Annotated in this window: 9 protein-coding genes and 2 tRNA genes; 4 read left to right on the top strand and 7 right to left on the bottom strand. The window is 69.6% G+C overall.

Features of this window, described 5'->3' with window-relative positions; all coding sequences use genetic code 11:
- Positions 1–44: 44 nt before the first annotated feature.
- Both tig and ACFWFI_RS36410 read right to left on the bottom strand, forming a co-directional pair.
- Entirely contained in the window at positions 45–1,460 is a 1,416-nt protein-coding gene (gene tig / locus ACFWFI_RS36405) for a trigger factor (protein ID WP_387398923.1), read from the bottom strand.
- Between the two features lie 150 nt (positions 1,461–1,610).
- Positions 1,611–1,687, bottom strand: a tRNA-Pro gene (locus ACFWFI_RS36410).
- A 157-nt stretch (positions 1,688–1,844) separates the two neighbouring features.
- Here ACFWFI_RS36410 and ACFWFI_RS36415 point away from each other — a divergent pair.
- Positions 1,845–1,918 (top strand) — tRNA-Gly (locus tag ACFWFI_RS36415).
- A gap of 196 nt (positions 1,919–2,114) precedes the next feature.
- Here the strand turns inward: ACFWFI_RS36415 and ACFWFI_RS36420 are convergent.
- Together ACFWFI_RS36420 and ACFWFI_RS36425 are read right to left on the bottom strand one after the other, a co-directional pair.
- A complete protein-coding gene (locus ACFWFI_RS36420) occupies positions 2,115–2,462 on the bottom strand; it encodes a DUF1330 domain-containing protein (protein ID WP_387398926.1) in 348 nt (115 codons plus the stop codon).
- 270 nt (positions 2,463–2,732) lie between these two features.
- Positions 2,733–2,927, bottom strand: a complete 195-nt coding sequence (locus ACFWFI_RS36425) for a hypothetical protein (protein WP_073746901.1) — start codon at positions 2,925–2,927, stop codon at positions 2,733–2,735.
- A gap of 479 nt (positions 2,928–3,406) precedes the next feature.
- On the opposite strand from ACFWFI_RS36425, the gene ACFWFI_RS36430 reads away from it, so the two are divergent.
- Positions 3,407–4,570, top strand: coding sequence for an acyltransferase family protein (locus ACFWFI_RS36430; RefSeq protein WP_387398929.1), 1,164 nt, complete (start codon positions 3,407–3,409; stop codon positions 4,568–4,570).
- A 48-nt stretch (positions 4,571–4,618) separates the two neighbouring features.
- Here the strand turns inward: ACFWFI_RS36430 and ACFWFI_RS36435 are convergent, their stop codons facing one another.
- Entirely contained in the window at positions 4,619–5,119 is a 501-nt protein-coding gene (locus ACFWFI_RS36435) for an HD domain-containing protein (protein WP_387398931.1), read from the bottom strand.
- Positions 5,120–5,270: 151 nt separating this feature from the next.
- On the opposite strand from ACFWFI_RS36435, the gene ACFWFI_RS36440 reads away from it, so the two are divergent.
- Positions 5,271–6,449: a cation:proton antiporter gene (locus tag ACFWFI_RS36440; RefSeq protein ID WP_387398934.1), complete on the top strand. Its 1,179-nt coding sequence runs from the start codon at positions 5,271–5,273 to the stop codon at positions 6,447–6,449.
- 196 nt (positions 6,450–6,645) lie between these two features.
- Here ACFWFI_RS36440 and ACFWFI_RS36445 read toward each other — a convergent pair whose 3' ends face one another.
- Positions 6,646–7,791, bottom strand: coding sequence for a PP2C family protein-serine/threonine phosphatase (locus tag ACFWFI_RS36445; protein ID WP_387398937.1), 1,146 nt, complete (start codon positions 7,789–7,791; stop codon positions 6,646–6,648).
- Positions 7,792–7,895: 104 nt separating this feature from the next.
- Here ACFWFI_RS36445 and ACFWFI_RS36450 point away from each other — a divergent pair, with 104 nt between their 5' ends.
- On the top strand, positions 7,896–9,128 hold the full coding sequence (locus ACFWFI_RS36450) for a GNAT family N-acetyltransferase (RefSeq protein WP_387398941.1): 1,233 nt from the start codon (positions 7,896–7,898) through the stop codon (positions 9,126–9,128).
- A gap of 22 nt (positions 9,129–9,150) precedes the next feature.
- Here ACFWFI_RS36450 and ACFWFI_RS36455 read toward each other — a convergent pair whose 3' ends face one another.
- Positions 9,151–9,972 (bottom strand): Fpg/Nei family DNA glycosylase, encoded by an 822-nt coding sequence (locus tag ACFWFI_RS36455; protein WP_387398944.1) that lies wholly within the window; start codon positions 9,970–9,972, stop codon positions 9,151–9,153.
- Positions 9,973–10,016: the final 44 nt, after the last annotated feature.

Raw genomic sequence — 10,016 nt, forward strand, 5'->3', positions numbered from 1 at the left:
TCCGGGGCCCGTCGTGCGGATCAGATCAACGATCGGAGCGAGGCTCAGGCCTCGTTCTTCCCGTCCTTCTTCTCGTCGGCTGCCTCGGTGTCACCCTCGGCGGCCTCGACCGTCTCGGTGGCCTCTTCCGTTGCGTCCGCTGCATCCTCATCGTCCTCGAGCTCGACGACCTCACCGTTGGTGTCGGTGACCTTGGCGGCCTCGACGACGACGGCGAGCGCCTTGCCGCGGGCGACCTCGCCGACGAGCATCGGCACCTGGCCGCCTTCGACGACGGCCTGGGCGAACTGGTCGGGGCTCATGCCGGAGGAAGCCGCACGCCGCATGAGGTGCTCGGTGAGCTCCTCCTGGTTGACGTTCAGCTTCTCCTTGTTGACGAGCTCGTCAAGGATGAACTGGGTCTTGATGCCCTTGATGGCCTGCTCGGAGGTCTCGTTCTCGAACTCCTCCAGGGTCTTGCCCTGGATCTCGAGGTACTTCTCCAGGTCGAGACCCATCTGGCCGAGCTGGTGGTGCTCGAGGTTGTGCTTGCGGGTCTGGACCTCGTCCGCGAGAAGCTTCTCGGGGATCGGGACCTCGGCCAGCTTCAGCAGCTCCTCGAGGACGCGCTCCTGGGCCTGGGTGGCCTGGTCGTACTGCTTGGTGTTCTCGAGGCGCTTGCGGCTGTCCTCGCGAAGCTCGGCGAGCGTGTCGAACTCGCTCGCCATCTGCGCGAAGTCGTCGTCCAGCTCAGGCAGTTCGCGGGCGGAGACGGCGGTGACCTTGACGGTGACCTCCGCTTCCTTGCCCTCGGCCGAGCCGCCCTTCAGCTCGGAGGTGAAGGTGGCCTCGCCACCGGCCTCCAGGCCGGTCACGGCGTCGTCGATGCCTTCGAGGAGCTCGCCGGAACCGATGGTGTACGAGACACCGGCGGCCACGCCGTCCTCGAGGACCTCTCCGTCGACCTTGGCCTCCAGGTCGATCGTCACGACGTCGCCCTCGGCGGCGGCGCGCTCGACCGGGTTGGTCGACGCGAAGCGCTCACGGAGCTGCTCCACGGCCTTGTCGACGTCCTCTTCGGTGACTTCGAGTGCGTCCACGGTGACCTCGATGCCGGAGTAGTCCGGGATCTCGATCTCGGGACGGACATCCACCTCGGCGGTGAAGGCCAGCAGCTCGCCGTCCTTGAGTTCGGTGATGTCAACCTCGGGCTGGCCCAGAACGTTGAGCTCACCCTCGTTGACAGCCTCGGTGTAGAACTTCGGAAGGGCGTCGTTGACGGCCTCCTCCAGCACAGCACCACGGCCGAACCGCTGGTCGATGACGCGGTTCGGGATCTTGCCCTTACGGAAGCCCTTCACCGTGACCTGCTGGTTGATCTTCTTGTACGCCGCGTCGAGGCTGTCCTTGAGCTCCTCGAAGGGCACCTCAATGCTGAGCCGAACCCGAGTCGGGTTCAGGGTCTCCACGGCGCTCTTCACGGTTCGGTCTCCTTGGTGGCTGACTTCTTGGGGTTCTGCTGGGCCGCCGAGAGGCGGCTTCGCGGATCGAGCCCGGTACATCAGACACACGGGCACGCAATTTGCATAGTAACGGCAAGCGGGAGGTCTCCCACAATGCGATCTTGCTGGTGGTCGGGGTGGCCGGATTCGAACCGACGACCTTCCGCTCCCAAAGCGGACGCGCTACCAAGCTGCGCCACACCCCGTCGGTGCGACACGTAGGGTACATGCAGACGAGCGCTGCGTCGGCCGCTTTGCACGGGCCGTCACGGGGGGCACACCGATACGGGTGTGCGCACACCGCCCCCGACCCGCTACGATGCTTCCCGTACCGCGGTCCACCGGACCTGCGATGCGGTGCTTGCGGGCGTAGCTCAATGGTAGAGCCCTAGTCTTCCAAACTAGCTACGCGGGTTCGATTCCCGTCGCCCGCTCCAACGGCTCAGGGCCAGGTCAGAGGTTCATCCTCCGGCCTGGCCCGGATGCGTTTCCGGTCTTCGTTCCGCCTTACGTGCCCGCCGCCACCCGAACTGCCCGGACGAGCGGCTTCACGAACGCATCACCCGGGGCGAATGGCTCGACGAGCAGGGGCCGGCCGCGCGGGCCCGCTGCCCGCGACGCCGTGATCATTCGCTACGCGGGAGGCAGTGCGTCCCGCATCGCCTTGGCGGAGGCCGTCGGGTCGTAGCCCTCGGGGACGCCCTCGACCAGGATGATGTCGCCCTCGATGTGCCGCGAGCGCAACGGCGCGATCTCCCGGTACGCGGGAGAGTCCCACCACGCCCGCGCCTCGGCGATTCCGGGGAAGCCGAGCACCACGACACCCCCCGGCCAGCTGCCCTCCTTCACCTCGTGCGGCGTGAAGTGCACCAGGAAGCTGCCGCCGTACGGCTCGAAGGTGGCGGGGAGCCGCTCGATGTAATCGGCGATCTCCGGGTGCGGGGCGGCGTCCTGCAAGTGGGCTATCGCATAGGCGGGCATGGCTTCCTTCCGGTCGGCGGGGCTCCGTGGGCCGGAGCATCGCACGTCCGCGTACCGGGTTCGATTACCTGGCAGGTAAGGAGGCGGTCGCCGACGCGGAGCGGCGGTGGGCATCGGCGGTGTTCGAGGATCCCGTGGACGCGGCACCCCTCCACGGCCCGCTCCGGGCCCCGCGCACTCCCCTACGGACACGCGGGTTCCCGGGCCCGGCCGCGCGTGCCTGCATCCCGGCGGGCGGCCGCCTGCCGGGCCGGGCGCTTCCGCGTGACCTCAGAAGCTGATCTGGTTGATCGTGTCGGCTATCGAGTTCATGAATCTGTTGATCGACGGCGCCATGCCCGTCGAGGCCAGGAAGAAGCCGAAGAGCACGGCGACGACCGCCGGCCCGCCCTTGATGGATCCGCCGCGGATCAGCACCACCAGGACGATCCCCAGCAGAAGCACCACAGACAGTGAAATGGCCACGACTGATCACACCCTTGGTCGGTCCGCCTTGCCGGCCCGGTGGCGTGCGGCCGGCACACCTCCGTCGCGCCCATCGTGCCACCAACTCCCCTGTGGCTGCTGCCGGGTGAAGGAGAGAAACGGCCGGATCGCGCCATCCTCACGCCCGCGTGCGCCCGGGTACGGCGCGGCGTGCGCCAAGCCCCGCAGGGATGACGCGGGCACGGGCGGAAATACTGTGCGCCCGCTGTGTGCAGGGCAGTTCGAATAACGATCGATGTGATCGTTTCCATATCCCCACACTTCATTCACAGCGATTTGCCAGGAGTTCGTGCGACGAAATTCACTCTCACCAACCTCCCGCCGATATGCCCTATTTAAGGGGGATGAATCAGCACGTAACGGGCAGTTGTCGGTGGTTTCGTTTTCGAATGACCGGGAACACGCGATATCGCTCGGGAGTTTTACGCATACCGATCGGCGGGTCTAAGGTGCATCAGATGTCCAAAGCTCCGAGCGAAATTCAGAGGGCCCCGATCACCCCGGAGAGCCGGGAGTCGGAGCCGAGACACCAGCAGACCCTGACGGCCCCGGGGGCCCCCTCCGCCGCCTCCAAGGCCGCTCCGGCCCGCACCGAGGCGCCCGCTCCGGCCAAGCGTCGGGACGCGTACTTCGACAACGTGAAGTACCTCGCGATCGTGCTCGTCGCCGTGGCCCACGCGTGGGAGCCGGTGATGGACGGCAGCCGCACGACACGGGCGCTGTACATGGTCGTGTACACGTTCCACATGCCGGCGTTCATCCTTGTCTCCGGCTACTTCTCGCGGTCGTTCGACATGAGCTCGGCCAAGGTGAAGCGCCTCGTCACCGGGGTCGTGGTGCCGTATGTGCTCTTCGAGACGGCGTACTCGCTCTTCAAGCGGTACGCCGGCGGCGTGGACGACACTCCCATCACCCTGCTCGACCCGCTGTTCCTCACCTGGTTCCTGATCGCCCTGTTCATCTGGCGGATCACCACACCGCTGTGGCAGTCCCTGCGCCACCCTCTGCCCGTCGCTCTCGGCATCGCCATGCTCGCCTCGGTATCGCCGGAGATCGGTGACGATCTCGACCTTCAGCGCGTCTGCCAGCTCCTGCCGTTCTTCGTGCTCGGCCTGCTGATGAAGCCCGAGCACTTCCAGCTGGTCCGGCGGCGTGAGGTGCGGCTCCTGTCCCTCCCGCTGGTCGCCGGGGCCCTGGTCTTCGCCTACTGGGCCGCGCCGCGCATGCAGCTGGGCTGGTTCTACCGCAGCAACAGCGCCCAGGAGATGGACTTCCAGTGGTGGACGGGGCCCGTGATGACCCTGGCGATGTTCGGATGCGCACTGCTGCTCACGATCGCGTTCCTCGCCTGGGTGCCGCGCCGTCACATGTGGTTCACCGCGCTGGGCGCCGGGACCATCTGCGGCTACCTGCTGCACGGGTTCCTGGTGAAGGGCGCCGGCTACTACCACCTGTTCGACCGCTACGAGTGGCTCTCGGGGCCCCTGGGACTCGTCGTCGTCTCCCTCGTCGCGGCCGTGGCCGTGACCGTGCTGTGCACCCCGCCGGTCCGGCGCGTGCTGCGCTTCGCGACCGAGCCGGACATGAACTGGGCGTTCCGCCGGAGCCCCGTCAAGCGCTGAGCCTGTCCGGATCGGCCCCCTTCCGCCGGGGCCGATCCGTTCGGCACCTCAGCCCGCGGCGGGGTTGGCTTGATCCCGCTGTTCGGCGGGCCTGTCACCCCCGTCGAGCCCCAACAGGCCGCGTACCTGCGCATACTTCTCGGTCAGCCGGGTACGGGTCGCCGGCTCGAGGATCGCGAGCCGGTCCGGGTCCGCGTTGTGCGCCAGATCCGACTCCTTGATCAGCAGCGCGCCGGGCGTGGCGAGAATCCGCCCGGTGTACGCGAAGAGGTCCTCGCCGTCCCGCTTGGTGACGGCGAGGACCATTTCCTTCACCCGCCGGGACAGCGGGGCCTCGTCCAGCCACCGCCGGGACAGCGCACCGTCCTCGATCGCGTCGTGCAGCCAGGCCGCGGCCATCTGCTCCTCGCTGCCGCCCCGGATCCGTACGCCCTCGGCCACCGCGGCCAGGTGCTCGGCATACGGGCGCCCCGCCTTGTCGGTCTGCTCGCGATGGGCCTCTCGGGCGATCGTCTCCACCTGGGACAGGGTCAGATGCGGCATCGGCATGGGCCGACTGTACGCCGGGCACCACTGCGCTTCGACCGGTCAATGAGTGCACCCCAAATCGTTCGGTAAACTAATTACTGACGATTCCTTGACGCGCTCTTGACCGAAAGAAGGAGACAGGCTCATCGGACACGCAGACACGCTCATCGCCATGGGGGGCGCGTTCCTCGCCGCCGCCGTCCTCGCCCGCGTCGGCGGCCGTATCGGACTGCCGACCATCCCCCTGTTCATCCTCGCCGGGATCCTTCTCGGCCCGCACACACCCGGGGTCGTCCTTCTCGACGATCCGCATGACCTGGAGATGCTCTCCGCGCTCGGCCTCGTGCTGCTGCTCTTCTACCTCGGCCTCGAATTCCATCTGGACGACCTGAAGAAGGGCGGGCGCAAGATGGCGCTCGCCGGAGGCACCTATCTCGCCCTGAACGTCGGCGCGGGTCTCGGCTTCGGCTTCGCGCTGGGCTGGGGCACCTCGGAAGCGCTGGTGCTCGCGGGTGTGCTCGGCATCTCGTCGTCCGCCATCGTCACGAAAGTCCTGGTCGACCTCGGCCGGATCGGCGATCCCGAGACGCGGCCGATCCTCGGCATCATCGTCGTGGAGGACGTCTTCCTCGCCCTCTACCTGGCCGCGCTGCAGCCGATCCTGTCCGGTGCGGACAGTCTCGGGGCGGCGGTGCTCGACGGCGGCAAGGCCTTCGGCTTCCTCCTGCTGCTCGCCCTGGTGGCCCGGTTCGGCACGAAGCTCATCGGCAAGCTCATGAACACCAAGGACGACGAACTCCTCGTCGTCTCCTTCCTCGGCGTCGCCGTCTTCGTGGCCGGGGTCTCGGAGTGGTTCGGGGTCGCCGACGCGATCGGCGCGTTCATGGTCGGTCTGATGCTGGGCAGCACCACCTCGGGCACCCGCATCCTGAAGCTGGTCCATCCGCTGCGGGACGCGTTCGGCGCGATCTTCTTCTTCGCCTTCGGACTGTCCATCAACCCCGGCGACCTGCCGAGCGTGCTGTGGCCGGTGCTGGCGGCCGTCGCGGTGACCGTGCTGATGAACGTCTTCGCCGGCATGGCCACGGCCAAGATCTACGCCTTCGGCCCGAAGGCCACGGCGAACATCTCCACCACCCTGCTGGCGCGCGGTGAATTCGCGTTGATCCTCGCCACGATGGCGGCGGGCGCGGGCCTGGACGAACGGCTCTCCCCGTTCATCGCCGGGTATGTGCTCCTGCTCGCGGTCCTGTCGCCGCTGGCGGCCGGCCGCTCGCACTGGCTCGCCCGGATCCTGCCCGGAGGGCGTGCACGGGACCGGGAGGCCGAGAAGGAAGCGGTACCGGTCTGAGGTGCGGACGACCCGGGTGCGGGGGCCGTGGCCGCGCACCCGGGATGACGCACCCCGCATGAGGTGTCCGGCGGGGCGCCTCCGCGCTCACCCGGGGTCGCCCGCACAGGGACGGCGCCCCGAAATGACTCCACGTTCGAGTGATGACCGAACGCCTCGCTTGACGCCTGTACCGTTTGGACCGCTTCCGTACGGTTCAGGCGCGACGGGACAGCAGCAGGAGCGCGCGGTCGTCGTTGACGTCCTTCGCGCAGGCCTCGATCAGATGCCAGGCCGCGCCCTCGAAGCCCGTCGCGACATAGCGGTCGGCCTCACCGGTCAGCCGGTCGATGCCCTCCTCGATTTCCCTGTCGGAGGCCTCCACCAGCCCGTCCGTGAAGAGCATCAGGACGTCCCCGGGCGCCAGCGAGCCCTTCACCGCGTCGAACTGCGCTCCGTCGTAGACGCCGAGCAGCGGGCCTTCGGCCATCTTCTCCTCCCACCGGCCGCTGCCGGCGTGCAACTGAAGTGCGGGGGGATGGCCGGCGGAGAGCAGTTCGTAGTCGCCGGACTCCAGGTCCAGGACGAGATGGATCGAGGTGGCGAAGCCCTCGTCCCAGTCCTGGCGCAGCAGATAGCCGTTGGCGGCGGGCAGGAAGCCGTGCGGCGGGAGGGAGCCGAGGAGACCGCCGAAGGCGCCGGACAGCAGCAGGGCGCGGGAACCCGCGTCCATGCCCTTGCCGGAGACATCGGTGAGCACGACTTCCAGGGTGCGCCCGCCGTTGGTGCGGGCGGCGACGACGAAGTCGCCGGAGAAGGACTGGCCGCCCGCCGGGCGGAGCGCCATCTCGCGGTGCCAGCCCTCGGGCAGCCGGGGCAGGGCGCTCTGGACCCGGATCCGCTCGCGCAGGTCGAAGAGCATCGTGCCGCCGCGTCGCCACGGCACTCCGACCCTGGCCCGGAACTGGGCGAGGACAAGCCCGAAGAAGCCGCACGCCGCGACGACCAGGACGGTGCCCGGTGTGACCCGGGCAGGCCCGTCCGCGTAGGGGCCGAGGGCGAGGGACTCCACGATCAGGGCGGCGGCGGCGGTCGCGTAGAGACTCAGCAGGCTGGCCGGCCGCAGCAGCAGACCGCCCGCGACGATCGGCAGGGCGAGGGCGGTAGGTGAGCACCAGACCGGGTTGAGCAGCGTGGCGCAGGTGATCACCGGAATGATGATCAGCAGACCGGCCAGGGCTATCCAGTCGGAGCCGTCACCGCGGAAGTAGTCGACTCCGGACCTGCGCAGCCCGATGCGCACCCGGTGGGCTGATCTTCGCCACCGGGCGGTGTAGGTCTCTGCTCCTCTGCGACGGGCCATTGTCGGGACCTTATCCACCCGACGGCCTCCGGTGCAGGGGGACCCGGTGACAATGTGTTCGAAACTGGGTCGCTCGGGCGGCCAGGCCCTGGTAAGCAGGGCTCATGACCACGGAATTGCGGGTGCTGTCGGCATCCGAATGGGATACATGGCTCAGCTGTACCGAGTTGGCGTTCGGCGGTGTTCCCATCTCCCCGGAGGGCCGCGAGATGTACGCCGCTCTGGCCGAGCCGCAGCGTGCGCTCGGCCACTGGGACGGCGAGGAGTGTGTGGGAACCGCCGGCGCGTACAGCTTCCGGGTGACCGTGCCCGGCGGGGCCGCGGTGCCGGCCGCGGGGATCACGATGGTGAGCGTCGCCGCGACGCACCGCAGGCAGGGGCTGCTGACGTCGATGATGCGGCGCCAGCTGGAGGACGTCCGCTCGTCGGGGGAGCCACTCGCGGTGCTGCTGGCGTCGGAGCCCGGCATCTACGGCCGGTTCGGCTACGGAGCGGCCACGACGGAGACGAACCTGCGGATCGACTCCTCGCGGGTCGGCCTCGCACTGCCCCCGGGCACGGACGGGGTGCGGGTGCGCCGCTCGTCCCCGGAACGGGCGCTCGGCGCCTGCGAGACCGTGTACGCGCGGTTGGCGGAGGCCCGGCCCGGCACCCCCGTGCGCCGGCCCGGCTGGGAGCGGATGGCCGTGAACGACCCGGAGAGCGCCCGGGCGGGCGGCTCCCCGCTGCAGTGCGTCCTCGCGGAGCGGGACGGCGAGGTGACGGGTTACGCCACGTACCACCTCAGGCCCGCCTGGGACGATGCCGGGCCGAAGGGCACGGTGGCGGTACGCGACCTGGCGGCGCTGGACCCCGCCTCGTACGCGGCGCTGTGGCGCTTCCTGTTCGGGATCGACCTGACCACGGTGGTCGAGTGCCACAACCGGCCGGTGGACGACGCGGTGCTCCGGCTGGTCTCCGACGTCCGGCGCTGCGAGGTGCGTCAGCGGGACGGGCTGTACGTGCGACTGGTCGAGCTGGGTGCGGCGCTGGAGGCCCGGAGCTACCGGACGCCGGTCGACGTGGTGCTGGAGGTGGAGGACGGCTTCTGCCCGTGGAACGCGGGGCGTTGGCGGCTGACCGCCGACGCGAAGGGCGCGGCCACCTGCCGGCGGACGGACGACGAGCCCGGACTGGCTCTGTCCGTCAACGAGTTGGCGGCCGCCTACCTGGGCGGGGTGTCGCTGACGACGCTGGCGGCGGCCGGGCAGGTGCGGGAGCTGCAGACGGGTGCGCTGGCGGAGGCCGCCCTGGCGTTCTCCTCGGACGTGCAGCCGTGGTGCCCGCACGGCTTCTGATCCCGGGCGGTCTCCGGCGGGCCTAACGGCCCGCCGCGGACGGCTGGCAGGCCGGGCACCAGAAGAGGTTGCGGGCCGCCAGGTCCGCCGTGCGCACCTCGGTGCCGCAGATGTGGCAGGCCTGCCTGGCCCGTCGGTAGACGTACACCTCGCCGCCGTGGTCGTCGACCCGCGGGGGCCGGCCCATGGCTTCCGGCAGGTGCTCGGGGCGGACGGTGTCGATGCGGTTGTTCCGCACGCCCTCGCGCATCAGGACGCCGAGGTCGGCCCAGATCGCGTCCCACTCGCCCCGGGTGAGGTCCTTGCCCGGGCGGTACGGGTCGATGCCGTGCCGGAAGAGGACCTCGGCGCGGTAGACGTTCCCGACGCCCGCGACGACCTTCTGGTCCATCAGCAGGGCGGCGACCGTGACGCGGCTTCGGGAGATCCGCTGCCAGGCCCGCTCGCCGTCCTCGTCGGCGCGCAGCGGGTCCGGGCCGAGCCGGTCGTGTATCGCGCGCTTCTCCGGTCCCGTGATCAGGGCGCACGTGGTGGGGCCGCGCAGATCTGCGTGGTGGGCGTCGTTGAGCAGACGCAGCCGGACGGTCTCGGTGGGCGGCGGCGCCGGAGCCGTACCGAAGCCGAGCTTGCCGAAGAGGCCGAGGTGGATGTGGACCCAGGCGGACCCCTCGAAGCCGAGGAAGAGGTGCTTGCCGTGGGCGTCGACGCCCGTGAAGGCCCGCCCGTCCAGCAGCGCAGCACTGTCGGAGAACTTGCCCTGGGGGCTGCTCACCCGCACCGGGCGCCCCTCGAACCGCTCGTGGTGGTCGGCGGCGAGGCGGTGGATCGTATGCCCCTCGGGCACGGCATGTCTCCTGGTAACGCGCTCGTGCCGCCGGGTACGGACCC

It is taken from the genome of Streptomyces sp. NPDC060209, from assembly GCF_042728155.1.
Classification (GTDB): Bacteria; Actinomycetota; Actinomycetes; order Streptomycetales; family Streptomycetaceae; genus Streptomyces.

Excerpts from the sequence above, each read along its gene's own strand:
- ACFWFI_RS36435 (WP_387398931.1), bottom strand. The coding sequence starts at position 5,119 with ATGCCGATGCCGCATCTGACCCTGTCCCAGGTGGAGACGATCGCCCGA.
- ACFWFI_RS36440 (WP_387398934.1), top strand. The coding sequence starts at position 5,271 with ATGGGGGGCGCGTTCCTCGCCGCCGCCGTCCTCGCCCGCGTCGGCGGC.
- ACFWFI_RS36420 (WP_387398926.1), bottom strand. The coding sequence starts at position 2,462 with ATGCCCGCCTATGCGATAGCCCACTTGCAGGACGCCGCCCCGCACCCG.
- ACFWFI_RS36445 (WP_387398937.1), bottom strand. The coding sequence starts at position 7,791 with ATGGCCCGTCGCAGAGGAGCAGAGACCTACACCGCCCGGTGGCGAAGA.
- ACFWFI_RS36450 (WP_387398941.1), top strand. The coding sequence starts at position 7,896 with ATGACCACGGAATTGCGGGTGCTGTCGGCATCCGAATGGGATACATGG.
- ACFWFI_RS36430 (WP_387398929.1), top strand. The coding sequence starts at position 3,407 with ATGTCCAAAGCTCCGAGCGAAATTCAGAGGGCCCCGATCACCCCGGAG.